The organism is Streptomyces sp. NPDC104309, assembly GCF_055584025.1.
Genome location: NZ_JBVJMV010000011.1, coordinates 1 through 24,781, shown reverse-complemented (window position 1 = coordinate 24,781; position 24,781 = coordinate 1). Strand labels below are relative to the sequence as shown.

At 69.8% G+C, this 24,781-nt stretch carries 22 protein-coding genes; 11 read left to right on the top strand and 11 right to left on the bottom strand.

Features of this window, described 5'->3' with window-relative positions; genetic code table 11:
* The first annotated feature begins 34 nt into the window (after positions 1-34).
* From ACZ68L_RS17740 to ACZ68L_RS17730, 3 genes are all read left to right on the top strand, one after another.
* Complete coding sequence (locus ACZ68L_RS17740) at positions 35-2,428, top strand: type IV secretory system conjugative DNA transfer family protein (protein WP_469577751.1); 2,394 nt, start codon at positions 35-37, stop codon at positions 2,426-2,428.
* Positions 2,429-2,545: 117 nt separating this feature from the next.
* Positions 2,546-4,135: a PucR family transcriptional regulator gene (locus ACZ68L_RS17735; RefSeq protein ID WP_469577750.1), complete on the top strand. Its 1,590-nt coding sequence runs from the start codon at positions 2,546-2,548 to the stop codon at positions 4,133-4,135.
* A gap of 246 nt (positions 4,136-4,381) precedes the next feature.
* Positions 4,382-5,827, top strand: a complete 1,446-nt coding sequence (locus tag ACZ68L_RS17730) for an aldehyde dehydrogenase family protein (RefSeq protein WP_469577749.1) — start codon at positions 4,382-4,384, stop codon at positions 5,825-5,827.
* Between the two features lie 130 nt (positions 5,828-5,957).
* On the opposite strand, the gene ACZ68L_RS17725 is transcribed toward ACZ68L_RS17730, so the two are convergent.
* The 10 genes from ACZ68L_RS17725 to ACZ68L_RS17680 form a co-directional block, all read right to left on the bottom strand.
* On the bottom strand, positions 5,958-6,911 hold the full coding sequence (locus tag ACZ68L_RS17725) for an NUDIX hydrolase (RefSeq protein ID WP_469577748.1): 954 nt from the start codon (positions 6,909-6,911) through the stop codon (positions 5,958-5,960).
* A 95-nt stretch (positions 6,912-7,006) separates the two neighbouring features.
* Entirely contained in the window at positions 7,007-7,789 is a 783-nt protein-coding gene (locus ACZ68L_RS17720) for an aldo/keto reductase (RefSeq protein WP_469577747.1), read from the bottom strand.
* The gene (locus ACZ68L_RS17715; RefSeq protein ID WP_469577746.1) at positions 7,786-8,382 is read right to left on the bottom strand and encodes an AAA family ATPase; all 597 of its coding nucleotides are present in this window, start codon (positions 8,380-8,382) and stop codon (positions 7,786-7,788) included. Before ACZ68L_RS17715 ends, ACZ68L_RS17720 begins: the two co-directional genes overlap by 4 nt.
* The gene (locus tag ACZ68L_RS17710; RefSeq protein ID WP_469577745.1) at positions 8,379-8,981 is read right to left on the bottom strand and encodes a 3'-5' exonuclease; all 603 of its coding nucleotides are present in this window, start codon (positions 8,979-8,981) and stop codon (positions 8,379-8,381) included. The genes ACZ68L_RS17715 and ACZ68L_RS17710 overlap by 4 nt, the downstream gene beginning before the upstream one ends.
* Positions 8,978-10,150, bottom strand: coding sequence for a radical SAM protein (locus tag ACZ68L_RS17705; RefSeq protein ID WP_469577744.1), 1,173 nt, complete (start codon positions 10,148-10,150; stop codon positions 8,978-8,980). Before ACZ68L_RS17705 ends, ACZ68L_RS17710 begins: the two co-directional genes overlap by 4 nt.
* A gap of 28 nt (positions 10,151-10,178) precedes the next feature.
* The gene (locus ACZ68L_RS17700; protein ID WP_469577743.1) at positions 10,179-10,745 is read right to left on the bottom strand and encodes a nucleoside-diphosphate kinase; all 567 of its coding nucleotides are present in this window, start codon (positions 10,743-10,745) and stop codon (positions 10,179-10,181) included.
* Complete coding sequence (locus ACZ68L_RS17695; protein WP_469577742.1) at positions 10,742-11,761, bottom strand: thymidylate synthase; 1,020 nt, start codon at positions 11,759-11,761, stop codon at positions 10,742-10,744. Before ACZ68L_RS17695 ends, ACZ68L_RS17700 begins: the two co-directional genes overlap by 4 nt.
* Positions 11,762-11,954: 193 nt before the next feature.
* Positions 11,955-12,611 carry a hypothetical protein gene (locus tag ACZ68L_RS17690; protein WP_469577741.1) on the bottom strand — a complete coding sequence of 219 codons (657 nt, stop codon included), beginning with the start codon at positions 12,609-12,611 and terminating at the stop codon, positions 11,955-11,957.
* Positions 12,608-12,811, bottom strand: a complete 204-nt coding sequence (locus tag ACZ68L_RS17685) for a DUF5999 family protein (protein ID WP_469577740.1) — start codon at positions 12,809-12,811, stop codon at positions 12,608-12,610. Before ACZ68L_RS17685 ends, ACZ68L_RS17690 begins: the two co-directional genes overlap by 4 nt.
* A gap of 344 nt (positions 12,812-13,155) precedes the next feature.
* Positions 13,156-14,076, bottom strand: a complete 921-nt coding sequence (locus tag ACZ68L_RS17680) for a DUF6415 family natural product biosynthesis protein (RefSeq protein WP_469577739.1) — start codon at positions 14,074-14,076, stop codon at positions 13,156-13,158.
* Positions 14,077-14,329: 253 nt separating this feature from the next.
* Between ACZ68L_RS17680 and ACZ68L_RS17675 the strand changes: the two genes are divergently transcribed.
* Entirely contained in the window at positions 14,330-15,664 is a 1,335-nt protein-coding gene (locus ACZ68L_RS17675) for a DNA-binding protein (RefSeq protein WP_469577738.1), read from the top strand.
* On the opposite strand, the gene ACZ68L_RS17670 is transcribed toward ACZ68L_RS17675, so the two are convergent.
* The gene (locus ACZ68L_RS17670; protein ID WP_469577737.1) at positions 15,665-16,681 is read right to left on the bottom strand and encodes an NAD-dependent epimerase/dehydratase family protein; all 1,017 of its coding nucleotides are present in this window, start codon (positions 16,679-16,681) and stop codon (positions 15,665-15,667) included.
* Between ACZ68L_RS17670 and ACZ68L_RS17665 the strand changes: the two genes are divergently transcribed.
* The 7 genes from ACZ68L_RS17665 to ACZ68L_RS17635 all read left to right on the top strand — a co-directional run.
* Positions 16,635-16,889 carry a DUF6087 family protein gene (locus ACZ68L_RS17665; RefSeq protein WP_469577736.1) on the top strand — a complete coding sequence of 85 codons (255 nt, stop codon included), beginning with the start codon at positions 16,635-16,637 and terminating at the stop codon, positions 16,887-16,889. The genes ACZ68L_RS17670 and ACZ68L_RS17665 overlap by 47 nt on opposite strands.
* 891 nt (positions 16,890-17,780) lie before the next feature.
* The gene (locus ACZ68L_RS17660; protein ID WP_469577735.1) at positions 17,781-18,731 is read left to right on the top strand and encodes an N-acetylmuramoyl-L-alanine amidase; all 951 of its coding nucleotides are present in this window, start codon (positions 17,781-17,783) and stop codon (positions 18,729-18,731) included.
* A 296-nt stretch (positions 18,732-19,027) separates the two neighbouring features.
* Positions 19,028-19,357 (top strand): hypothetical protein, encoded by a 330-nt coding sequence (locus ACZ68L_RS17655; RefSeq protein WP_469577734.1) that lies wholly within the window; start codon positions 19,028-19,030, stop codon positions 19,355-19,357.
* Positions 19,358-19,736: 379 nt separating this feature from the next.
* Complete coding sequence (locus ACZ68L_RS17650; protein ID WP_469577733.1) at positions 19,737-21,683, top strand: acyl-CoA dehydrogenase family protein; 1,947 nt, start codon at positions 19,737-19,739, stop codon at positions 21,681-21,683.
* Positions 21,684-21,837: 154 nt separating this feature from the next.
* Complete coding sequence (dxr, locus tag ACZ68L_RS17645) at positions 21,838-23,091, top strand: 1-deoxy-D-xylulose-5-phosphate reductoisomerase (protein ID WP_469577732.1); 1,254 nt, start codon at positions 21,838-21,840, stop codon at positions 23,089-23,091.
* Complete coding sequence (locus ACZ68L_RS17640; protein ID WP_469577731.1) at positions 23,088-24,398, top strand: M50 family metallopeptidase; 1,311 nt, start codon at positions 23,088-23,090, stop codon at positions 24,396-24,398. The genes dxr and ACZ68L_RS17640 overlap by 4 nt, the downstream gene beginning before the upstream one ends.
* Before the next feature lie 181 nt (positions 24,399-24,579).
* The coding region (locus tag ACZ68L_RS17635; protein WP_469577730.1) for a flavodoxin-dependent (E)-4-hydroxy-3-methylbut-2-enyl-diphosphate synthase at positions 24,580-24,781 on the top strand (202 nt) is incomplete at its 3' end.

The window sequence follows — 24,781 nt, the reverse complement described above, 5'->3', positions numbered from 1 at the left end:
CGGTCGGCGCTGGTCAGGGGACGAGGGACAGCACATGGACACCGAGGGCACGTACGACTCGCGCGGCACGCGCTCCGGTCCACCGGTGCCGCGCCCGGCCGGCCCGCCACCGCCGGAACTGCCCCCGAGGCCGGGATACGCCCCCGCCTCCGGCCCCTCCCTGGGGGACTGGCTCCGCACCCCGAGGCCCGTCTCGGAACCCGGTGTCTGGCGGCTCGGTCACGCCCCCCGGCCCGCCGAGGAGAAGGAGCGCCCACCGGACCGCGCGCTGGTGAGCGGAGCGGTGATCTCGCTGCTGGCCTGCATCCTCGTCTGGTCGCTCTTCCGCAACAACTACATCCCGTACTGGCGGGTTCCGCTGAAGCTCTTCACCCCCGGCGACTGGTGGGGGCCGTTCGACGGCCGGCCGCAGACCCGTGGAGCGGTCCGCGCGCTCGACCTCTACCGTCTGCTGATCATCGGGGGCCTCGTCTACGGATTCGGCCGCCTGGGCAACTGGCCGACCGCCTTCGAGCGGTGCGTGGCGGCCAGAGGAGCCGCGGCGCGGGCGGGCGGCGCGGCGATCGGCGCGCTGCTGGTCTGGGCCCTCGTCTGGAACGGGACCGTGCCGGGGATGGGACTGGTCTTCGGCCTGGTGCCGGACGGCTGGCTGGGTCACGACCGCACGCAGTCCACACTGATCAGCTACGGGCTGTACGCCCTGCTCACCCTGGTGATCGTGTGGCCCTTCGCCAGGCTCGGGCGCTGGGCCGAGGCATGGCGCGCCCGCAGGCCCGCGCGGCCGGCCCCGGGCCGGGAACAGCGTGACCCGTCGAAGCCGACCGCGCCGGGTGGTGCGGACGTCATCGAGGAGGGCGGCGAGAACGATCCGGCCGAATGGCCCGACCTGCGCGCCGCCGGACAGCAGCGGGTCGCCGCCGAGCTCGCCAAGGAGACCCGGTCCGGGCGGATGAACGACGTCGACTACGTCCGCATCCGCCGCGCCTGGACCTCCGTGCGCGCCGACCACTCCCGGCTCTCCGCCTTCACCGACACCGTGCTGCACAACGGCTCCGCCGCCTGCGCCCACCCTTCCGGCGCACGCGACCTCCCGGTCCGCGCCGCCCGGCACGATCTGCTGGTCCAGCAGGTCAGGCTCGGCGCCGTCGAGGACGGCGCACGCAACCCCTACGCCCGCCGCGGCAGCGGCATCGCCCTGGACCCCGGGCTGCTGGGCACCTCCCTGCTCGCCGTCGGCCCGCCCGGAGCGGGCAAGAGCCGGGCACTGGTCCGGCCCGTCGTCGAGGCCCTCGCACTGCAGGCGCTCGCCGGACAGGCCGCCGTCGTCGCCGTGTGCGCGGCCGGTACCCAGCTCGGCGGCGACCAGGGCTTCGACGTCGTCATCAAGGTCGGCGACCCGTCCTCGGTCCACGACCTCGACCTGTACGGCGGCACCACCGACCCCGACGAGGCCGCGACCGTCCTCGCCGACGGCCTGGTCGGCGACCTCCCCGAGGTGGACAGCAGGCGTGCCGCCACGGCCCTCGCCCAGCTCCTCGGCCCGTTCCGGGCGGCCCACGGCCGCTTCCCCTCCGTACCGGAACTGCGAGAACTCCTGGACGGGGTGCCCGAGGTCCTCGCCGCTCTGCGGGAGGCACTCGACGTGACGGGAGACCCCGGCATGCGGCGCGAACTCGACGCCCGCGCCCGCCAGTCCGGTGCGCCCGGCGACCCGGGCCCCGCTCTCGCCGACCGGGTGGCGCTGCTCGACCGGCCCGTGTTCGCGGAGTTCTTCGACACCACGGGCAAGTCCCGCCCCTTCTCGCCGCGGGCCCTGGAACACCCGCTCCGGGTCCGTATCGATCTGCCCGAACGCGGCCACGCCGAGGCGTCCCGGGTGCTGGCGCGCCTCGTCCTCGCCCAGTTCACCGCGAGCGCCGCGACCCGTACCGACCGATCCCTGTTCGCCTGTCTGGTACTCGACGACGCGACCCACACCCTGACGCCCGACACCGTCCGCGGAATCCAGCGGCTGCGCTCCGCCCACGCCGGGGCCGTACTCACCCTGCGCACCCTCGACGACGTGCCGGAACACCTGCACACGGCGCTGCTCGGCGCGGTCGGCTGCCGAATGGCGTTCTCCGGGATCACGACGTGGGACGGGAAGAAGTTCGCCGAGGCCTGGGGGACGGAGTGGGTCGAGACGCGCGACGTCACCCAGCGCACCGTCTTCGCCGACCAGCCCATGACCCGGGCCATCCACGCCTTCCGCAAACTGGTCACCGGCAAGGCGGTCACCACCGACGCGGTGACCGTGCGCCAGGTCGAACGGGAACGCTGGTCGGCCTCCGAACTGGCCCACCGGGTACCGGCCGGACACGCGGTGCTGTCCCTGACGACCGTACGGGGGGAGCACGCGCCGCCCCTGCTGGTGGACCTGAACGGCTGAGCGGCCCGGGGTCCGCGCGCCGGGAGCGGTTACGACGGACCCTGCCGACCTGGCAGAATCGATAGGAGCCGTTCGTACGGGACGGCGAAAATCGATTCCTGAGGTCCCACGGTCCCCATGCCCCCTACTCTCGCCTCGCTCGTCCAGCATTCGGCGCTCAAACTCACGGTGCGTGCGGGGGCGGACCGGCTCGACGCGCCCGTCCGCTGGGCACACGCCAGCGAGCTGCCCGACCCCGTCCCGTACATGGAGGGCGGTGAGTTCCTGCTGGTCACCGCCACCAACCTCGACGCCGAGAACCCCGAGGCGATGCGGCGGTACGTGCGGCGGCTGGCCGGGGCCGGAGTCGTCGGGCTGGGGTTCGCCGTGGGCGTCAACTACGACGACGTGCCGCAGGCGCTGATCGACGCCGCCGAGGAAGAGGGACTGCCGCTCCTCGAAGTGCCGCGCCGCACACCGTTCCTCGCCATCGCCAAGGCCGTGTCGTCGGCGATCGCCGCCGATCAGTACCGGGCGGTGACAGCGGGGTTCGAGGCCCAGCGGGAGCTGACGAAGGCCGCGCTCGCGGGCGACGGCCCCGGCGAACTGCTCTGCCGGCTCGCCACGCACGTCGACGGCTGGGCCGCGCTGTACGACGCCTCCGGCGCCGTCGTCGCCGTGGCCCCGGAGTGGGCCGCGCGCCGGGCCGCCCGGCTCACCCCCGACGTGGAGCGGCTGCGGGATCGTCCCGCCCCGGCCAGCGTGGTCGTCGGCGACACCGACGACCGGGTCGAGCTCCAGTCCCTGGGCACCGGCCGCCGCGTCCGGGGCGCGCTGGCCGTCGGCACCGGCGCGGCGCTGGGCACCGCCGAGCGGTACGCCGTGCACTCGGCGGTCGCCCTGCTGACCCTGACCACCGCCCGTTCCCGGTCCCTCCAGGGCGCGGAGCAGCGCCTCGGCGCGGCGGTGCTGCGCATGCTGCTCGCCGGCCAGCCCGACCATGCGCGGGCCGTCGCCGGGGATCTGTACGGGGGGCTGCTCGACGCCCCGTTCCGGCTGCTCATCGCGGAGGCGTCGGCCCCCTCGGCGACCGCTTCGCTGAGCGAGGCGATGGAGGCGGCGGCCTTCCGGACCGGCGAGGCCCTGCTCAGCGTGCCCGAGGGCGAGCGGCTCGTCGTCCTGGCCGCGGACGGCGGAGCGGCGGTCGCGGCGTGCGCGGCATATGCGGAGGCCCAGGAGGCCCGCGAGGCACGGCCCCCGCGCGAACCGGCGACGGCGGAGGAGGAGGCACAGGTGGTCGTGGGCCTGTCCGCACCGGCGGGACCCATCGCCGTCTCCGCCGCGTACAAGCAGGCCGAGCAGGCCCTGTCGGTGGCCCGCCGCAGGGGCAGGGCACTGGTCGAGCACGAGGAGCTGGCGGCGGGCTCGGTGCTCCCGCTGCTCGCGGACGACGCCGTGCGGGCCTTCGCCGACGGAATGCTCCGCGCCCTGCACGAACACGACGCCAAGGGCCGCGGTGACCTGGTGGCCTCGCTACGGGCCTGGCTCGCCCACCACGGCCAGTGGGACGCGGCCGCGGCGGACCTGGGCGTGCACCGCCACACCCTGCGCTACCGGATGCGTCGCGTGGAGGAGATCCTGGGCCGCTCACTGGACGATCCGGACGTCCGGATGGAGCTGTGGCTGGCCCTGAAGGCCACGGCCTCCCCGGCGACGCCCGAGCCGTAGCGGCGCCCTGAGAGGGCCGGGCCCCCGTCGGCACCGGAGCCGTACCCGGGGGGGCCGGGCACCACGCGTCGGCTCCGGAGCCGTACCCGCTGCCGCGGTGCCCCGCCCCCGCGATCCCGCCGGCGCATCCGACAAAGCGGCGTGTCCCCGCCGTACTCTGCTCCACCTCGGACAAACGCCATGTCGGCCGCACGGCCCTACGGTGGGGGGCAGCACACCCCACGACTTCGAAGGGCCGGACCCGCCATGACTTCCACCCACGCCTTCTGGCTCGCCGGCCGCCAGGCCACCGGCGAGGACAGCTTCGACGTCACCAACCCCTGGGACGGCCGTCTCGTCGGCACCGTCAGCGTGCCGACCGACGCGCAGATCGAGGAGGCCGTCGCGGCCGCGCACGCCGTGCGCGAGGAGTTCGCCGCGACCCCGGCGCACGTCCGGGCCGCCGCACTCGACCACGTCGTACGGCGTCTGGTGGAGCGCACCGAGGAGATCGCCCAGCTGATCTCCGCGGAGAACGGCAAGCCCATCAAGTGGGCCCGCGGCGAGGTCGGCCGTGCCGTCTCCGTGTTCCGGTTCGCCTCCGAGGAGGCCCGCCGCTTCAACGGCGGCGACGCCCAGCGCCTCGACACCGACGCCGGCGGCACCGGCCGTCTCGGTCTGACCCGGCGTTTCCCGCGCGGCACGGTCCTCGGCATCGCGCCGTTCAACTTCCCGCTGAACCTGAGCGCCCACAAGGTGGCCCCGGCCATCGCCGTCGGTGCCCCGATCATCCTGAAGCCCGCCCCGGCCACTCCGATCTCGTCGCTGATCCTGGGTGAGCTGCTGGCCGAGACCGACCTGCCGGCCGGTTCGTGGTCCGTGCTGACCGTCCCGAACGACCGGATGCCCGCCCTGGTCCAGGACGAGCGCCTGCCGGTCATCTCCTTCACCGGTTCCGGTCCGGTCGGCTACTCGATCATGGAGTCGGTGCCGCGCAAGCACTGCACCCTGGAGCTCGGGGGCAACGGCGCCGCGGTCGTCCTCGGCGACTACGCCTCCGACGAGGACCTGGACTGGGCCGCGAACCGCATCGCGACCTTCTCCAACTACCAGGGCGGCCAGTCCTGCATCTCCGTGCAGCGCGTCATCGCGGACGCCTCGGTGTACGACCGGCTCGTCCCGAAGATCGTCGCGGCCGTCGAGGCCCAGGTCACCGGCGACCCGTCCGACGCCGCCACCGACGTCGGCCCGCTGGTCAGCGAGGACGCCGCCAAGCGCGTCGAGTCCTGGGTCGACGAGGCCGTACAGGCCGGCGCCCAGCTGCTCACCGGCGGCAAGCGGGACGGTGCCACGTACGCCCCGACCGTGCTGGCCGAGCTCCCGGACGGTGTCACCCTCTCCGGCGAGGAGGTCTTCGGACCGGTGCTCTCCGTGCAGAAGGTGGCGGGCGAGGCCGAGGCGTTCGCAGCGGTCAATTCCTCCAAGTACGGCCTGCAGGCAGGTGTGTTCACGCACGACCTGCAGACCGCCTTCCGCGCCCACCGCGCCCTTGAGGTCGGCGGCGTGATCATCGGCGATGTCCCCTCCTACCGCGCGGACCAGATGCCGTACGGCGGCGCCAAGCAGTCCGGCGTCGGCCGCGAGGGCGTCCGCTACGCCATGGACGACTACACCTACGAGCGCGTGCTGGTCCTCACCGGCCTCGCCCTGTAGGACCGCGAACCGGATCGATCCGATCGATCCGACAGGCGTCGCCTGCAATCCGCCTTGGACAGCACGACAGCAGGCGGCAGGGAGACGGCCGGTGCCCACTGTGCGGGGGCACCGGCCTGTCTGCTGAGGGTCAGCTCCAGCCGTGTTCCTTCAGTGCGCTGCCGTCGCCGTCCAGGTATCCGAGGAGCCCTTCCCTGGGGTACTCGATGATGTCCTCGGGCAGGTCGTGCACGGCGTGCCACTCCAGGGACAGACACTTGTCCGGCTCCCGGTTCACGGGCTCTCCCGTCCATTCGACGGCCAAAAAGAAGAACCCGACCCGTTCGACTGTGTCGCTCTGCTTGTGGTGCACGACGTGCACCAGGCGCAGGTGTGCGGGGTCGACCGATACCCCGGTCTCCTCCATCAGCTCACGGGCGGCCCCGACAGTCAGGGGCTCGCCCTGGTCGAGCTTGCCGGACGGCAGGTGCCAGCGGCCGTACCCGTATGGGCCGCCGCGCTGGGAGAGCAGCAGGCTGTCGTCGGCGCGGAGGATGACGTGGGTGTCGATGACGGGTTGTGCGAGTGGCGGTGTCATGGTTCCTGAGAGGTTGTGGACGGCGATGGGACGGTCGAGGGCGCCGGTGTTCGAGTCCGGGTCGGCGCTGCTGCGCCTCTTGGAGGCGACCGGCTCAAGCCACTGCACCGTTCCGGATTCGAGATGAGCAACTGCGCCGATCGCGATTGCCTGGAGACCGATGAGCGCTCGTGCCCGCGCATCTTCCGGGAGATCAGCGATGGCCTGAACGGTGGGCAGGGCGCGTAGAACGGCCCGCGGGTCGCGGTATCTGAGGAAGGCGATGTCCTCGCGGGTGATCGGGCGGGTCACCAGGATGTGCGTGGTGACCTTCCGGCGCCGCATCTGGACTTCGTCCACGGCGACCCGCCGCAGGATGGGGAGACCTCTCGGTGCGCTGACCAGTACCTGCTGAGCTGCCTGTTCCGGTGTCTCACCGTCCTCTACGGGGCCGACAGGGAGCAGGAAGTCACCGTGGCCGGTCATGTCGGCGAGGAGTAGTCCGTCGGCCCCCACGGGGACGAGCATGGACACTCCGCTCACTGGCGGCCGCCAGTTCTCGTACGGTGCGCGGGCCCGCAGTGCACTTTCTCGTGCGGCTGGTACAGCCGGGGAGGTCCGCATCAGGACCAGCCGCCGGCCGCTACGGCGCTCACGATCTCTTCGAGGTGCTGCGGTTGGCTTGTGCTGGGAATGGGCGCCACGATGTCGTCGAGTTGGAGAAGCCAGTTGAGGGCGGTAGAGACTCCGTGGGCTTTCGTCAGCGTGCCCGCGTCGAGCGGTCGGTAGGGCACGTAGGGGATGCCGAGGGCTCGGCAGAGTTCGAGCGCTGGATCGTGGCGGTCGGTCATGTTGAGTACGTTCTGGACTGCCGAGATGGTCACCTCCTTCCCGGCCTTGCGGATGTCTTCAGGCGTGACTTTTGAGAGGCCGATGTGGGCGATCTTGCCCTCGTCCCGCAGCGCGTGGAGCGTGCCGAGCTGGTCCGCGAGCGGTACTTCCGGGTCGATGCGGTGGAGGTAGCAGAGGTCCAGCCGCTCGGTTCCTAAACGGCGGAGGCTGGCTTCGACACAGGTCCGCAAGTAGATGGGGCGACCGTGTGGTGCCCACTGGTTGGGGGCCGGGCGCACCATACCGACCTTCGTCGCGATCAGCAGTTCCTCGGGGTACGGGTACAGCGCATCACGGATCAGGTGCTCGACGGTGTGAGGGCCATAGGCGTCTGCGGTGTCGATATGCGTGATGCCGTGGGTGTGGACGGCTTGGCGGAGGACGCGCACTGCTTGGTGGCGGTCGACGGGGTCGCCCCAGGTGCCGGGCCCGGTCAGCCGCATCGTTCCGAATCCGAGGCGGGAGACGGTCTTTCCAGCGAGTCCGATCACGCCCCCGGGCCGTGCAGCGCTCATACGGCGGCCCCCGTCAGGCAGATCTCAAGTGCCTGCGCGACGGCGTTCGCCTGGCTGTCGGGGTCGCTGGTGACGCGCAGGTGAGGGATCTCCTCGCTGGTGAGGAGTGCGTGGCTGTGCTGGTCGACCAGGACGCGGTACCGGGGGGCGTAGTCGTGCTTCGCCTGGACCGGCATCGTCTCGTCGAGCACCGTCGCCAGGAGCAAGTGGTACTTCGGCAACTGTGAAGAGGCCAGCAGCAGTAGCCGATCCCGCTCCAAGTCGTCGATCTGTTCACCGCGGAACTCCAGAGCGGCGTTGAGGTAGGCGAGGGCGTCGTGGGGAGCGCGGTCCGCGAGGATGACGTCCGCGCCCTGGGCTCCTGCGGCGATCTCGTCAGCGATGCCTTGCGTGATGATCCACTCGGTGGACGCCGCGGTGTGCTTCTGCATCTTGGGCAGCCTGTTGAGGGCGGCGCGTTTCCCGATGCTGCTGGTCCGGGCCGGGGCCATACCGTTGCCGCGCAGCTCCATCTCGATGCGCTTGAAGAGCATGGTCTTGCCGGTGGAGTGAGCGCCGAGCACGCCGATACGGATGGGCGGATTCGTAGTCACCACAGGGTGGGTTCCTCTTCTGGTTCGGGGGCTCCGGGCAGGCCGGGCGGCACTGCCGCGGCGACGAGTTGGTCCCAGGTGTCGTAGTGGGCGGCCATGGTGATCAGGAGCTCCGCCGTGGCGTAGGCGTCGAACGTGGCACGGTGCCGCTGTGCGGGGGCCGCGCTCAGGTCCGGTTGGAGGTGCTCGATCAGGGCATCGAGCGAGTATTTCGGCAGGCCGGAGTAGGTGGCCTTGGCCAGCCGGAGCGTGTCGAGCACTCCGGCCGGCTGCCATTGCGGAAGGTGCGCCGACAGCACCTTGTAATCCACATGCGCGTTGTGGGCGCAGATCCACGAGTCACCAAGGAGCGTGTGGACTTTGTCGGCGATCTCCTCCCAGCCCGGCTCGCGATCCAGTCGCAGATTGGTCAGGCCATGGACGCGGGCTGCGAAGGGCGTGACGGGGCGGCGCGGCTTGGTCAGCCACGCCGCTGCCGTGCTCGTGTCCGGCCGCCCGTCACGTACGGGAAGCGCGGCGACCTCGACCAGGTCGGGCGGGTTGGTGCCGTTGCCCTCGACATCGACAACGAGGAGTGAGGGCCAGGAGGAGAAGTTCATGCGGCTCCGGTTCCGTTCCCCGCCTTCCAGCCGATGGGAGCACGGCCGTGCTGGCGGTGGTGGTGAGGCTTGCTTCGGTCGTGGCACTGGTAGCCGAAGCCGTGCTGGAGGAAGTAGCGCGGCGGTTCGTCCAGTCCCTCCACGACGATGGCACGATCGTTGATCTCAATCTCACCCGTCGCGCCGAGGACCCGGGCTTCCTGGGTGACCGTCGCCAGATCCGGCTTGACCCATGCCGCCTGGCATCGCGCGATCTGGTCCTCGGGGCAGATGTCGCACAGCTCGCGTACGCCGTAGTGGCCGTTGTAGTCGGCCTCTCCGTGGGCGTAGGCGACACCGCAGCTCGTCTTGCGGAACAGAGCCCCCCAGGCGCTGTCTTGGAAGGCGGCGAGTATCCGCTCTTCGGCGGCTTCGGGCATGATCTTCCGCCGTGCTGTCTCGTCGTACGGCATCGGCAGGCCGTGCGACTCGTAGTAGGAGGCGATCTCCTCGCGGAAGAACAGGCCCGTGAAGACGGTGGCGTGCGCGTGCTGGGACAGTTCCCGGGCCCGCTCGATGTCAGCGTCGGAGTCGTTCAGGCCGGGCACGATCGGCCGCCAGTACAGGACGGTGCGGTACCGGTCGGCGTGCGCGTACAGGGTACGCAGGCTCTCTGCGGCGATGCGGGAGTCCACAGGCTCGATGGCGGGGTTGGCGATGTTGGAGTGCGTGACCAGCACGGTCAGGCGCAGGTGCTCGAAGCTGTTGAGGACGGCGCAGTCCTCGGGGGTCACCCGCCACCGCGTGATGATCAGGACGTGATTGGTCAGGCCCTGCTCGTCCAGCTTCCGCAGCACGTTGAACACGTGCGGCTTCACGATCGGCAGCATGGGGTCGGTGGCCCGGTTGAGGAGCTGGATGGGTGTCTTGTGCGCCCGGAAGTACGGGTGGCTGACGAGGCGGGTGACGGCCTCCTCATCGCTCATCAGGCGGCGGGGAACCTTCATCTCGAAGTTGTCGAAGAGGTGCCGGACGCAGTATCCGCACTCCAGCGGGCAGCCGACGATCCAGTTCAGCGACAGACCCGACTTGCGGTACTCGATCACGTCGGCGAGTTCCGGCTTCAGCTCGCCGATCTTGTCGGCGGAAAGGATCGTGAGGGGGCGGCGCTGGAACGTGGGAACGCTCATGAATGTGCCTCCAGTTGTGGGAACGGTGTCAGTTCTCGGCGGTGGCGCGCTGACGCGGAGCCCTCTGTGGGAAGAGCAGGCCTCGGCGGTTGGCGCCGAACCAGGTGCCGAAGTCGCGGCGCGCGGCGTCCGCGTCGTCGGACGTGTGGACGAGGTTGTTCACCAACCGCTTCTCGGCAAGGGCCTGGTCAAGGCTGTCGTCGCCGAGATCACCGCGGATCGTGCCGGCCTCCGCCTTCGATGGGTCGTAGTGGCCGAGGCGGCTGCGCAGGCGGCCTTGAATGCCCGGCGGGCCGTAGGCGAGGGCGACAGTGACGGTCCGCCCGACGAACAGGCTGTCCAGGCAGGCGGGTATGTCCCGGCCGCCGAACCAATCGGCGTCGACCAGCAGATCCCAGTAGTGCACGTGGATCTGCCAGGGCGCGACCGTTACGTCCTGCCGACCGAAGATCTTCACGTCCGGCGCGGCGAGCCGGTCCAGCACCTCATCGGTCAGGCCCCGCTCGACCGCGTCCGGCTTGCACAGGATGACCGACCAGCGGGCCCAGCCCACTCCGTTGACCACGGCACCGCTACGGGAAGGCTTCTGATTCATTCGGCGCTCCCGGGCGTGGGGCATGCTGCCCAGCGGTGTCCGACGAGCCAGCGCAGGCCCGGATGCAGCGCGTCCAGCACGTCCAGGCTCACGTCGTCCGCCTGCTCGTGCTCGATCTGCCGGTAGAGCTCGAACAGCAGGAGGGCCTGCTGCCAATACGCGTCCACATCGATGCCGGCAACGTCTTCCGCGCTGTACCGGACCTTGTTGGTGCGCAGGGCCTCTTCATGTATGAGTACCCTCGCCAGGGTGGCGGGGTTGGTCTCCTGCGGCATCGCCGGGAACGGGAAGTGCTGGGGACTCCGCCGAGTGTCCGCTTCGGTGAGCACCTTCTTGACGCGCTCGGTGTTCCGGTCGTTGACGTGCGCCGAACCGATGAAGTGGGTGTACGACCCCAGCTCAAGCCCGAGCTGCACGGCCGCGTACTCCTGGATCATCGTGAAGCTGAACACGTCGCTGAGCAGGCCACAGTCCAGGTCGTTGGCCCGCATGTTGCACACCATGTGCAGGCGCCCGCCGCGCACGAAGAGGTGAAGCCCGGCCAGGCAGGCCATGTCGGGGTTGTCCGCGACGGCCAGCTCTGCGGCGGAGAAGACGGGAAGGTACCCGCGCTTGCTGTCTGTCTCCGTGCGCAGCAGCTCCAGGACCCGGTCGAACGGGGAGACGGTGTCGCCCTCGGCGGGGTTGAAGAGGGTGTAGCCGTAGGCGGACCCGCCGAGGTTGATGCCGTCGGGGGAGCTGGAGCGCATGGACGGCGCGTAGTAGCCGACCATCTCCAGGTCGCGGCGGCCGGCCAGGTACCAAAGGGCTTCAGCGAACTGGAAGACCGGGTTGGCCCTGCGTGTGGCCAGGTAGGGGAGTCGCTGGCGTGGATCGGGCAGTCGGAAGCCGACACCGATCACCTCGCGGGCGTCGTTCCCCCGCGCTGCGATGCTGTGCTCGTGGTTGTGCGAGGCCAATTTCAGCAGGGCCAGGTAGGCGCCTTCGACGCTGCGGTAGGTGGGAGCTGTGAGCATGAAGCCTCCAGGTCGATGTGCGGCCACGGTTGCGGCTGTGAGACAGGGGCTACTGGCAGAGGTGTGAGCCCGCACCGCCGCGGAGGGGAGCGGCACGCGTCACCGCTTTATTGCGGCGTAGTTGATCAGGGTGATGGCGACCACAAAGGTGGACACCTGCCACGCGCGACGGGACATGGGATCTCCGGGTCGTTCAGGCACGCGAGGCGAGCGGCGTGAGGTCGTCCAGATCGACGACCGTGAAGTCCTGCAAGCAGCGGACGAGCTGTGACGCCAGGAACCACCGCAGCTCGGATGTTCGGTAGGGAATGGGTGCGTCGCTCCCGGGCAGTGCCTTGATCCCCTGGGCGGTCCACTGGTAGGGCGTGCCGATCACCCCGTGGAGGGGGGCGCTGCGCACCATCAGGGTGGCGTAGCCCTTCTGGAGCTTCGGACACTGCTCAACTGCGACGCGCAGGTGCGCGCGGCAGACCGGGGGCTGCGCGGTGCGGAGGATGTCCCCAGGGCGCGGAACGCCCTTGGCGGCGGGTGCCAGGAACGGGTAGCCCTCCGGTGTCTTGGTGGGGCCTGCGCAGATCTGACAGTGAAGCCGTGTCATCGTCTCGCGCTGCCTGGAGGGGTGGACAAGCCCCCATTGAGGCCGCCCGGACGGCAGCCCGTCCAGACCGATCAACTGCGAGCGTCTGCCCCACAGCACGCCTCGCGGATCGCGGTCCTCTGGACTCTCGTCCCAGTAGCCCAGCGCTGACCGGCCGGCGCCGTCGAAGGTGGCGCGCAGGGCCAGGTGCAACTCGGTTTCCTCGCCTTCGCGGGCCGTGATGTACGGGACGAGGCGGCGCGCCGTGCTCATGCGGCTGCTGCTCCTGCCAGTGCGGTGGGGCGGTGCGGGGGGATGATCTGGCCGTCGGGCAGCAATTCACCAGTGTCGTCAAAGGTCAATACGCCGTTGCAAAGCAGGGCCCAGCCCATCACGTGGTCTCCTCGGATGGTCCTGGCCGCCTCGCGGTCCGACGCGTCCGCGGTGGGGCAGGGGGGTTTGTGCTGGCACATGTGCGTCGCATTCCTCTCGGACGTGCTGCGGTTCGGACGTGCTGCGAAGTAGGCCCTCTCCGGCTGAACCTACGAACCGCGGGGGAGCGGAGTTGGATCGCCGGAGAGGGAGTTTCGGGGAGGGACTGTGGGGCAGGCCGGTCGCCCTCGATCGGAATGGGAGACGGCGACCGGGGCTCACACCCGTGATCGGCGGGGGAGTGTGAGCCGGTCCTCCACGCTGTCTGCCGTTCGGCGCCCGCCGGTGCGGGGCGGGGCGATCAAGGCGGAAGGGGAGGACCCCGTTGGAAGGTCGTCTCCGCGGAGCGTCATGGCAGCTCCGTGGAGACGACCAGTTCACGGCGTCATGTGGCGTCCTTGATGTACCGACCCTCGATCAGCCTTTCGACGAGGTCGGAGGTCACGAAAGCCAGGCGTCGAGCCATCCCGACGGCCTGCTGGTGATCGTCTGGCAGGCGCGCATCCTGCATGGAGCGACCCTGCTCGATGAGCTGCGCCACTTCATCGGTAGGCGGGAACTTGGTGTCGGCTACCGCGATTGCGCTGAGCCTTGTGAGGTGGGTACGCAGGCGTTCGACAAGCGCCAGGGTCGCGGCCTCGGGCGGCGGCTGGTTCCCGAGCGTCGTGTCCAGGTCGTCGAAGATCGCCCCGACGTCGAGCGGAGTCCACGCAGAGATCCGCTTCAGGACATGCCTCAGTCCGTCCGCGTCGAGCGGAGGCTTCCACTTCGGGACGTTGGCCATGGGCCGAACGGCGCGTTGCTCCAGAACCGGAGCGGTGAGGGAGATCGTCATGCCTGGCACCGGCCCTGGCGTCATACGCGCGCGTACCGTCTTGCCGACGCGCTCGTGGCACAGGAACCAGGACAGTTCACCGCCGAGCCGACGGAGCGTCCAGAGGCCGCGCCCCTCCTGGCCGGCTACGGCTTGCTCAAAGTCCCGGAACTGCGGAATCGGATCACGTACTTCGATCGTCAGCTCGTGGTCCTCAGTGATGGCGAGCCTGAGCCGCACCTGCCGGTTCTCTGCCGTCGAGCCCGGGTCGGCATGGGCCACGGCGTTGCCAACAAGGATTCCTGCGGCCTGTGTCGCGCCCTCACTGTTTCCCGACCACCTGAGCATCGTCAGTCGCGTCCGGGTGTGCAACCGCGCCAGTTGTGCGGCACCCGGCAAGAAATCAAAAGTTCTTGACCATTCCTCGGCGACCGGCGCAATCCCCGTGAGGGAAGTGACCGGTGTCGCCGGCTCGGCGTATCTCGGACGCACGACTCTCACTCCTGACGTCGGAATGTGTTCGGATCGGCACACTCAGCAGTGGCTGGCGATCAGAGTCCTCCCGGCGCGGGTGGCTTCACCATGGCTTCCGGGGTGGCTTCCACGACACTTCCGGACGACAGACGTGGCCTCGGGGTAGCTTCTAAATGCCTTTTGCGCAGGACCGTTGTCCTGTCGACTGCACGCGGTATTTCCTCATGAGGAGGGTTCCGCCGACGACTGGTCGACGATGACGCTCGGAGACTTGGGGGCCGAAGTGGGCAAGCCGAGGACGCTGCTCAAAGTCCTGATTGATCAGCGACAGTGGACGTGGGCGATCTTCGAGCGCGAGTTCGCGAAGGCCGCAGACAAGGTCATCGGCCGAGGGGCACAGAACCCCACGGTTGGTGAGACGCAGTACCGCCGGTGGACGAGCGGCCAGCTCAAAGGGTTGCCCAGCCCGGATGCTTGCCGGGTGCTGCAAGACATGTTCCACGTTGAGGCGTCGAAACTCTTCGCGCCCCCTCCGGAGTCGACGGATCCCGATGTATCGACGTTCGACTTGGAAGCCGAGATCGCAATGACCGCACGTGAAGCACAGGATGATGCCGGCGCCGCTGCCGCATCCTCCGTCTCTGACCTGACCGTCGACCAACTGCGTGACGACCTACACGTGCTGGCTCGAAATTACGGCAATCAGTCCGCTCGCGACGTCTGGCAGAGAGCAAAGGAACTGCGGGAGCAGGCGGAGAACGACCGCGACCGCACCGCCGTCCCAGCCCAGCAGCAGGTGCTCCTCATCCTCGCGGGACAGGCATCCGCCCTACTGTCGACCGCCGCGTTCGACCTAGGGTCATTCGACGGCGCCAAGCGCCTTGCCCGCACTGCCGCCCTCTACGGCGAGACCGCGCGGTACGAGCCGCTGCGCGCATATGCAGCAGGGAGCCTGGCCTACATCGCCTACTACTCCGGCGAGCAGTCGCAGGCGCCCGTCCACGTTCGGCACGCGCTCACGTATGGAGGCCTTGGAGACGTGGCGGTGCGGCGTCTCCACTCAATCGAGGCTCGGGCCTACGGGCACCTCGGGGATACAGAGTCAGCCCGACGCGCATTGAGCATGTCGGAGGAGGTGGGGACCGACGCAACGGACGAGCTGCACGACGCAGTCGGCGGTGAGTTCGGGTTCAGCGACGAACGGCTGGCCATGTCGAACGCCTCGACCGCGCTGCTCCTGGGCGACGGGCGCGCCGCAGAAACGTCAGCACGGCGCGCGCTTGAGCTTGTGGCTGCCAGGCCGGCCAAGGATCGATCCCCCGCCGTCTTCGGGAAGGCTGCGGCAGACGTCGCCATGGCCCGACTGCTGTCGAACGATCTGGAGGGTGCCGCAGAAGCGCTTGAGGCGATGCTGTCGATCACCAGCACGCATCGGGCAACCGGGCTCGTGGCGAGGGCCATGGACTTGCGACGCGCCCTCACCCAGCGGCACCTGCAGGGCACGGCGCTTGCCACCGATCTCGGCGAGCGGCTGGAGGAGTTCACCCGTCTTCCGGGCCAGCGTCAGCTGGTACCCCCGTACGGAGTACTGGCGCTGGATGCCTGATCAGAGGGAGGCGAGGATCTTTGCCTCCCGCTCAGGGCCGATCCCGTGTTCCGCCCACCGCGGGTGGTCCACGGGACGGCCGTCGTTCTGCAGCCAGTTCCAGGTGTCGCGAACGGTCTCACGCAGCGGCCTGCACCGGAGTCCTGCAGCAACGGCCCGGCTCGAATCCACGGACCAGACACCGCTGTGGGTGCGCCACAGGGGGAGTTCGGTCCACTGCTTCACACCGTTGCTGATGAGGACTGAGGGGTCGACCCATACGGGGCGTCCGGCTCCGCCCGTGGCTTCCAGGCAGGCACCCAGGAAGTCCTCGAACGTGATGCCGTCCGGGTGCGCGACGTTGTAGCTCCCGGACTCGTGTTTGCCGACGGCCCGGTCCAGCGCGAACGCAGCAACATCGCGAACGTCAACGGGCTGGATCCGCCGCTGGGCCGGTGCTGGTGCCACAAAGGGGCCTCCCTTGTACGCACGGCGCAGCCACCATGGCAGGCGGCCCACGTACTCGCCGGGGCCGAGGATCACGCCAGGGCGGAGGAGCACGGCCCGGCCGACGAAGGACTCGGTCACGGCACGCTCGCCGCCCGACTTCTGAAAGCCATAGATGGTGGGACTGCCGTCCTCGCCGGTATAGCCGTAGTTCTCATCCGCGTCTGCTGGACACTCCAGCAGTTCGGAGTCGTCTGACAGATGGCTGTGAGGCCAGCCCTTGTAGACAGACACTGTGGAGACGTGAATCCAGCGGGCAGCACAGTCCTTCAGCGCCGAGGTTGCCAACAGCACGTCGCGTGGTGGCAGATCGGAACTCGAAGTGTCGATGACTGCATCCCATGGGCCGTGCGCTGCAAGCGTCCGAACGTCGTCGATGACCGTTCGGTCCCCGCGAACAGGCTTGACCCCAGGAACGTCCTTCCCGGAGCGGCCCCGGTTGAAGGTGGTCACGTCCCACTCTCTAGCCAGGGCCGCTTCGGCAATGTGCTTGCCCAGGAACCAGGTGCCACCCATCACGAGGAGTCTCATAGCTACGGATCTTCCCTTAAAGACTGGCCCAGGACGAGCCACGTCGCGCGGGGTGGAGGAGTGGGACGGCCACCGATGGGTTCCTTCTGGCGTAGCCGACGACCACGCCGCGGCCGTGGAGGAGACCGGCCCCCAGGCCGCGGCAGAGCGTGTTCCCCTTCCGCGATTCAGCGCTCTGCCACCGGCTCCGGAGCCGGTGGCCCACTGAGGAGTTCTGGCGTCCCTGACCCGGTACGGCAGCGCGCCCGGCCTCCAGGGGAGTGGGAGGCCGGGCGCGCCACTGGTGATCTCCCCGTCCGTGGCTGCGCCGATCAGCTGCGGACCGGCACGCCTGTATCCGTGGCTTTCGGTCGATCTGGCGGCCGGGGCGGGCTCGTGAAGCCTTGAGGGCCGGTATCCGCAAGCCAGGGCGGCTTCGCAGTCACCGTTCCCATGCGGTTTTCCCGTGGGAAAACCACGGCGGGCTGAAGCGGCTTGAGACGCGTCAGGACGGGTCAGGACGGGCCGAAAGGCTAAGCATCCGCGCAGGTCAGAGGAAAACCGCAGGTCAGCGCGCTGTGGGGAGCCCACTGTGCGGGGGCTCCGGCCGTTCCTGCGTATCCGCCCCGGCCTGCGAGAACTGCCGGGCCACCCTTGCCCGTTGGCGGGGGCGAGGGGGTGGTGGTCGGCAGGCGGACGCCGCCATCGGCAACCTCCGGCACCCCAGCGACGGGGCCGGGTCGGCAACGGTTCCCCGATCGCGGCAGGCATCTCGGAAGCGACCGCGGTCCGGCTGTCGGCCACGAGGTCCCGCACCTGGATGCGGACCAGGACAGGGAACACCGCCCCCCCCGTAAGGTGCCGTTCTCCGGGTGGAGAAGATGGAGGAGACCCACGGGGGCCGAGCGGCTTCGAGGGGAAGTTCGGTGACGTCGTGTACAACGCAGGCCGAAGGGGAACACCATGGCCGCGGACGGTTGGCGGTACGGGTCCGACGGAGGACGGGATCGCCCGCACGCATCCGTGTCTCATTCCTGCGCCGTACTCGCGTCCGGTCAGTACCGGAAGGACGACCCTGCTCCAGGCCCCCGTGTCCGCGCTCAGTGACCAGGAGGTTTGAATGGCCACTCCCTTGACGGCCACCGCCGTCCTCACCGCCCTCCGCGCCGAAGGTGTGCGCGTGGTGGAGGTCGGCAACTGGAAGACCCACAACCGCAATTCGAAGGGGGCATGGGGTCCGGTCAACGGGTCGATCGTGCACCACACGGTCACCAAGGGCACCGCTGCCACGGTCGCGACCGTCCGGGACGGCTACGCATCTCTGCCGGGACCGCTGTGCCACGGGATGATCGCGAAGGACGGCCGTGTGCACATGGTCGGCTGGGGCCGCGCCAATCACGCGGGCGGTGGTGACCCGCGCGTGCTGGAGCAGGTCATATCCGAGTCCTACGGCACCCGTCCGACCCCACCGACCCGCGGCAACAGCAACGGTGTCGACGGCAACAGCCGGTTCTACGGGTGGGAGTGCGAGAACCTCGGCGACGGCAAGGACCCCTGGCCCAAGGCCCAGTACGACGCGATCGTCCGCGTCCAGGCCGCGCTCTGCCGGAAGCACGGCTGGTCCGCGAAGTCCGTGATCGGCCACCTGGAATGGTCCAGCGACAAGATCGACCCACGCGGCTTCACCATGGCCGGGCTCCGCGCCGATGTGGCTGAACGGCTGAAGCACCCCGCGAGCTGGAACCCCGGCTCCGACCACGAGGAGGACCCCATGGCAGGGATCACCAAGAAGGACATCTTCGACGCCGTGTGGAAGACCGATGCGATCGGCGGCCCGGCGGACGCCGCGGACCACAGCACGAACCCGACATGGCAGGCGCAGTCCATCCTGAAGGACGTTCAGGCCCGCATCCGCCGCATGGACAAGACCCTGGCCGCCCAGTCCGCCGCGATCACCGCACTCGCGGGGCAGGTCGGCACCGGCGCCGACACCGGGACCATCGTCGCCGCGGTCGAGACAGCCATCAAGAACGCCGTCATCGACGTCAACATCAACACCAAGGAGACCTGACGGCCTCGATGTTCGCGGCCGCGTTCGGGGCCGCTGCGGCGGAGCGCCCCGTACGGACGCCCCGCAGCCCCTGAACGTGAGGGCCCCGACCACCGGGCCAGGGCCGTCTCCGGTCCCGTGGTCGGGGAGTTGCGGGACGGGTCTCCGGCGCTCCTTGATCCGGCGCGGAACTCCCGACCCGGGTCACCGGGGCCCGACCGACCAGGAGCGTTGCCGGGAAGCGCGTGGACGGGCGGCACGGCGGGTGCCGTGATCACGCGGGCGTCCGGCGTGGGTCCGGCACGCAGGGAGGGACCATGATGCTCTACCTCGCCATGTTTGTTGCTTTCCTGGCGTTGCTCCTCGCCGCCTCCGGCGTAGCGGCGGTCACCCGCGGTTGGGTGCTCCCCGTGAACCGGCGACCGGTCCACCGCCCTCGCGTCCACGGCTGGGGCCAGTTGGCGGCTGCCTTCGCCCTGTGCTGGCAGACGCTCTTCCTGCTGGTGTTCGACGACCCCGACATCCTCGGCCCCGACATCCGGGGGTGGGGGAGCCTGCCGGGCAGCGCGCTTCTGCTGACCGGCATCATCCTGATGACGCTGAGCCGGCGCACGGGTGGCAGTCGACAGGGCAACGGCACGCCCTGAGCCCGTGGTGTTCCCGAGCTGCCGATCCGTTGATCACCCGTCCGCGGCCTGCGCCGCGCCCCCCCATGCGGGCCGAAGCGCTGCGCAATCGTGCAGGTCTGAGAAGAACCACAGGTCAGAGCGGGGTGAGCGGCCCACCGAGCGGGGGCTCCGGCCGTTTCCGCGTATCCGCCCCGACCACGGTCCGGCCGCCGTGTCACCGCGGGGCTGGCCAGTGGAGTGGCTGTCGACCCGATCGGCGTTCCGGGGATGGTGGGCGTGCCGTTAATCGGGTACATCAGGACAAGTAGCACCGGTTGGTACGGCTCGGCAGGCGCGCATGCCTCCGCGCGTTCCGGCCGTGTCCGCCCATCCCACGACGCGGCGAGGTGAGCTCCTCATGTCCGCACCATCCGCCCCGAAGAACACGCCCAAGGTCACCGAGCGTGAAGCGCGCCAAGTGGCCGAGGCCGCACGCGAACAGGACTGGCACAAGCCGAGTTTCGCCAAGGAACTCTTCCTCGGCCGCTTCCGGCTCGACCTGATCCATCCGCATCCGCTGCCGCCCGCGGACGACGTCCGGCGCGGCGAGGCCTTCCTCGCCCGGCTGCGCGCCTTCTGCGAGACCAGGATCGACAGCGCCCTGATCGAGCGTGAGGCCAGGATCCCCGACGAGGTGATCAACGGCCTCAAGGAGCTCGGCGCGCTCGGGATGAAGATCGAGCCGAAGTACGGCGGGCTGGGCCTGACCCAGGTCTACTACAACAAGGCCCTCGCCATGGTCGGCTCCGCCAGCCCCGCCATCGGCGCGCTGCTCTCCGCCCACCAGTCCATCGGCGTACCGCAGCCGCTGAAGCTCTTCGGCAGCCAGGAGCAGAAGGACGCCTTCCTGCCCCGGCTGGCCAGTACCGACATCTCGGCGTTCCTGCTCACCGAACCGGACGTCGGCTCCGACCCGGCCCGGCTCGCCACCTCGGCCGTTCCGGAGGGGTCGGACTACATCCTCGACGGTGTGAAGCTGTGGACGACCAACGGGGTCGTCGCCGATCTGCTCGTCGTGATGGCCCGTGTCCCGAAGTCGGACGGCCACAAGGGCGGCATCACCGCCTTCGTCGTCGAGGCGGACTCCCCGGGCATCACCGTCGAGAACCGCAACGCCTTCATGGGCCTGCGCGGCCTGGAGAACGGCGTCACCCGCTTTCACCGCGTCCGGGTCCCCGCCGCCAACCGCATCGGCCCCGAGGGCGCCGGGCTCAAGATCGCTCTCACCACGCTCAACACAGGACGGCTCTCGCTGCCCGCCATGTGCGTCGGCGCCGGGAAATGGTGCCTGAAGATCGCCCGTGAGTGGTCGGCGGTGCGCGAGCAGTGGGGCAGGCCGGTCGCCCGGCACGAGGCCGTCGGTGCCAAGATCTCCTTCATCGCCGCGACCACCTTCGCGCTGGAAGCGGTGGTCGACCTCTCCTCCCAGATGGCGGACGAGAACCGCAACGACATCCGTATCGAAGCAGCTCTCGCCAAGCTGTACGGCTCCGAGATGGGCTGTCTGATGGCCGACGAGCTGGTCCAGATCCGCGGTGGCCGGGGCTTCGAGACCGCCGCGTCCCTCGCCGCCCGCGGTGAACGGGCCGTACCCGCCGAACAACTCCTGCGCGATCTGCGGATCAACCGGATCTTCGAGGGCTCCACCGAGATCATGCACCTGCTGATCGCGCGTGAGGCCGTCGACGCCCATCTGAAGGTCGCCGGAGACATCATCGACCCCGACAAGCCCCTCTCCGCCAAGGCGAGAGCGGGCGCGAACGCGGCCGGCTTCTACGCCCGCTGGCTGCCCAAGCTCGTTACGGGACCGGGACAACTCCCGCGTACCTACGGGGAGTTCAACCCGGCCGGACACCCGGACCTGTCCACCCATCTGCGTTACGTCGAACGTTCCGCCCGCAAGCTCGCGCGCTCCACCTTCTACGCCATGTCGCGCTGGCAGGGCCGGATGGAGACCAAGCAGGGCTTCCTCGGCAGGATCGTCGACATCGGCGCGGAACTCTTCGCGATGAGCGCCGCCTGTGTCCGCGCCGAACTGCTGCGCTCCTCCGGCGACCACGGACGCGAGGCGTACCGGCTCGCCGACGCCTTCTGCCGCCAGTCCCGGGTCCGGGTCGAGGAGCTCTTCACCCGGCTGTGGTCCAACACCGACGACCTGGACCGGCGCGTGGTCGACGGCGTGCTGTCCGGTGCGTACACCTGGCTGGAGGACGGCATCGTCGACCCGAGCGGCGAAGGACCATGGATCGCCGACGCCACCCCGGGGCCGTCCGCCCGGGACAACGTCCACCGGCCCATTCGCTGACCCGTTCTCCACCGGGCGGACACGCGCCCACTCGTCGGCCGTACTCCGCCCCACCGCGGCGGGGTACGGCCGACGAGCGTCCGGGCGGGCCGCGTCGGCCCGGCGTGGGGACGCACTGTCCACACCCACAGCCGATGCGGCAACAATGGGGGGCATGAGCGACAGCCCTGCCCCCCTCGCCGACCCGCACCTTGTCTTCGACGCCGCGGAAGGCCGCCGGGATCTCGTCATCCTCGGCTCCACCGGTTCCATCGGCACCCAGGCGATCGACCTGGTGCTGCGCAACCCCGACCGCTTCCGCGTCACCGGACTCTCCGCCGCGGGCGGACGGGTCGCCCTCCTCGCCGAGCAGGCGCGGCAACTGCGGGTGCGCACCGTGGCCGTCGCCGCACCGGACGCCGTACCCGCGCTCCGGGAGGCGCTGCGCGAGCAGTACGGGACGGGCGAGCCGCTCCCCGAGATCCTGGCCGGGCCGGAGGCCGCCACCCGGCTCGCCGAGAGCGACTGCCACACGGTGCTCAACGGAATCACCGGCTCGATCGGTCTCGCCCCCACGCTCGCCGCGCTCGCAGCGGGCCGCACGCTCGCCCTGGCCAACAAGGAGTCGCTGATCGTCGGCGGCCCGCTGGTGAAGGCGCTGGCCCAGCCCGGCCAGATCATCCCGGTCGACTCCGAGCACGCCGCACTCTTCCAGGCGCTCGGCGCGGGCACCCGCGCCGACGTGCGCAAGCTCGTCGTCACCGCGTCCGGCGGCCCCTTCCGCGGACGCAGCAGGAGCGACCTCCTGAACGTCACCCGCGAGGACGCCCTCGCGCACCCGACCTGGGCCATGGGGCCGGTCATCACGATCAACTCCGCCACCCTGGTCAACAAGGGACTGGAGGTCATCGAGGCACATCTGCTCTACGACATCCCGTTCGACCGGATCGAGGTCGTGGTCCACCCCCAGTCGTACGTCCACTCCATGGTGGAGTTCACCGACGGCTCCACCCTCGCTCAGGCCACGCCCCCCGACATGCGGGGCCCGATCGCCATCGGCCTCGGCTGGCCCCAGCGCGTCCCGGATGCCGCACCCGCCTTCGACTGGTCGAAGGCGTCCAGCTGGGAGTTCTTCCCCCTGGACGACGAGGCGTTTCCGTCCGTGGGGCTCGCCAGGCACGTGGGCACGCTCGGTGCCACCGCCCCGGCCGTGTTCAACGCCGCGAACGAGGAATGTGTCGACGCATTCCTCGCAGGACGGCTGCCGTTCAACGGAATCATGGATACGGTCACGGCGGTGGTCGCCGAACACGGCACCCCCGCCACGGGAACTTCGCTCACGGTCGCAGACGTCCTCGAAGCGGAGACCTGGGCACGCGCCCGGGCCCGTGAACTCTCGGCGAAAGCGACAGCGGAGGCGCGCGCATGAGTATTACGACGGTCCTGTTGACGATTCTGGGCATCGTCGTCTTCGTCATCGGCCTGCTGTTCTCCATCGCCTGGCACGAGCTCGGACACCTGTCGACCGCGAAGCTCTTCGGTATCCGCGTCCCCCAGTACATGGTCGGCTTCGGGCCGACGATCTGGTCACGGAAGAAGGGCGACACCGAGTACGGGATCAAGGCCATTCCGGCCGGCGGCTACATCCGCATGATCGGCATGTTCCCGCCGGGACCGGACGGGCGCCTGGAGGCGCGGTCCACCTCCCCGTGGCGCGGCATGATCGAGGACGCCAGATCAGCCGCTTTCGAAGAGCTCGAACCCGGTGACGAGAAGCGGCTCTTCTACACGCGCAAGCCGTGGAAGCGCGTCATCGTGATGTTCGCCGGACCGTTCATGAACCTGGTCCTCGCCGTCGCGATCTTCCTCGGGGTGGCGATGACCTTCGGGTTCCAGACCCAGACCACCGAGGTGGCGGGTGTCCAGAAGTGCGTGATCGCCCAGAGCGAGAACCGCGACGCCTGCAAGAAGTCCGACCCGATCTCGCCCGCCCAGGCCGCGGGTCTCAAGAAGGGCGACAGGATCGTCGCCTTCGACGGCCAGAAGGTCGACGACTGGGCCACGCTCTCCGACAGGATCCGCGGCACCATCGGCCCCGCCACCATCACCGTCCGGCGCGACGGCCAGGAGAAGACCCTCCACGCCGTGCTCCAGGAGAACTCGGTGGCCAAGAAGGACTCCAAGGGCGAGGTGATCCCCGGGAAGTTCGTCCCGGCCGGCTACCTCGGCTTCGCCGCCCAGACCGAGATCGTCCCGCTCTCCTTCGGCGACTCGGTCGTCCGCATGGGAGACATGATCGAGAACGGCGTCGACTCGATCATCGCCCTCCCGTCCAAGATCCCGGACCTGTGGAACGCCGCCTTCGGTGACGCGCCGCGAGCGGCCGATTCCCCGGTGGGCGTCGTCGGCGCGGCCCGGATCGGCGGCGAGGTGATGACGCTGGACGTACCGGCGCAGAACCAGATCGCGATGATGCTGTTCCTGCTGGCCGGCTTCAACCTCTCGCTGTTCCTCTTCAACATGCTGCCCCTGCTGCCGCTCGACGGCGGGCACATCGCCGGAGCGCTCTGGGAGGCCCTGCGCCGCAATGTGGCACGGGTCTTCAAGCGCCCCGACCCGGGCCCGTTCGACGTGGCCAAGCTGATGCCGGTCGCCTATGTCGTCGCGGGTGTCTTCATCTGCTTCACACTGCTCGTGCTGGTCGCCGACATCGTCAATCCGGTCAAGATCACCTGATCCGCCGACCGGGCCGGTGAACCAAGGGTGACGGCCCGGCACACAGCGTGTGTCCGGGCCCGTCCCTCTCCACGGCGCTCCCCGACGCGGTGTGCTCCGGGCCGCCGCCGGTGACGTAACCTCGAAACCCGGAGCCCGCCGATCTCGGGACCTCGATCCACACCTTGGGGATGCTCAGCGCATGACTGCGATTTCTCTCGGAATGCCGTCCGTTCCGACCAAGCTCGCCGACCGGAGGATCAGCCGCCAGATCCAGGTCGGGTCGGTTGCCGTGGGCGGGGACGCGCCGGTGTCGGTGCAGTCGATGACCACGACGCGTACGTCGGATGTGGGTGCGACGTTGCAGCAGATCGCGGAGTTGACGGCGTCGGGCTGTCAGATCG

Coding starts and splice junctions, on each gene's coding strand:
- ACZ68L_RS17685 (WP_469577740.1), bottom strand. CDS start 12,811: ATGTGCCAGCACAAACCCCCCTGCCCCACCGCGGACGCGTCGGACCGC.
- ACZ68L_RS17720 (WP_469577747.1), bottom strand. CDS start 7,789: ATGAGCGCTGCACGGCCCGGGGGCGTGATCGGACTCGCTGGAAAGACC.
- ACZ68L_RS17740 (WP_469577751.1), top strand. CDS start 35: ATGGACACCGAGGGCACGTACGACTCGCGCGGCACGCGCTCCGGTCCA.
- ACZ68L_RS17705 (WP_469577744.1), bottom strand. CDS start 10,150: ATGAGCGTTCCCACGTTCCAGCGCCGCCCCCTCACGATCCTTTCCGCC.
- ACZ68L_RS17660 (WP_469577735.1), top strand. CDS start 17,781: ATGGCCACTCCCTTGACGGCCACCGCCGTCCTCACCGCCCTCCGCGCC.
- ACZ68L_RS17640 (WP_469577731.1), top strand. CDS start 23,088: ATGAGTATTACGACGGTCCTGTTGACGATTCTGGGCATCGTCGTCTTC.
- ACZ68L_RS17725 (WP_469577748.1), bottom strand. CDS start 6,911: ATGCTCGTCCCCGTGGGGGCCGACGGACTACTCCTCGCCGACATGACC.
- ACZ68L_RS17665 (WP_469577736.1), top strand. CDS start 16,635: ATGTGCTTGCCCAGGAACCAGGTGCCACCCATCACGAGGAGTCTCATA.
- ACZ68L_RS17670 (WP_469577737.1), bottom strand. CDS start 16,681: ATGAGACTCCTCGTGATGGGTGGCACCTGGTTCCTGGGCAAGCACATT.
- ACZ68L_RS17650 (WP_469577733.1), top strand. CDS start 19,737: ATGTCCGCACCATCCGCCCCGAAGAACACGCCCAAGGTCACCGAGCGT.
- ACZ68L_RS17690 (WP_469577741.1), bottom strand. CDS start 12,611: ATGAGCACGGCGCGCCGCCTCGTCCCGTACATCACGGCCCGCGAAGGC.
- dxr (WP_469577732.1), top strand. CDS start 21,838: ATGAGCGACAGCCCTGCCCCCCTCGCCGACCCGCACCTTGTCTTCGAC.
- ACZ68L_RS17695 (WP_469577742.1), bottom strand. CDS start 11,761: ATGCTCACAGCTCCCACCTACCGCAGCGTCGAAGGCGCCTACCTGGCC.
- ACZ68L_RS17730 (WP_469577749.1), top strand. CDS start 4,382: ATGACTTCCACCCACGCCTTCTGGCTCGCCGGCCGCCAGGCCACCGGC.
- ACZ68L_RS17710 (WP_469577745.1), bottom strand. CDS start 8,981: ATGAACTTCTCCTCCTGGCCCTCACTCCTCGTTGTCGATGTCGAGGGC.
- ACZ68L_RS17735 (WP_469577750.1), top strand. CDS start 2,546: ATGCCCCCTACTCTCGCCTCGCTCGTCCAGCATTCGGCGCTCAAACTC.
- ACZ68L_RS17655 (WP_469577734.1), top strand. CDS start 19,028: ATGATGCTCTACCTCGCCATGTTTGTTGCTTTCCTGGCGTTGCTCCTC.
- ACZ68L_RS17700 (WP_469577743.1), bottom strand. CDS start 10,745: ATGAATCAGAAGCCTTCCCGTAGCGGTGCCGTGGTCAACGGAGTGGGC.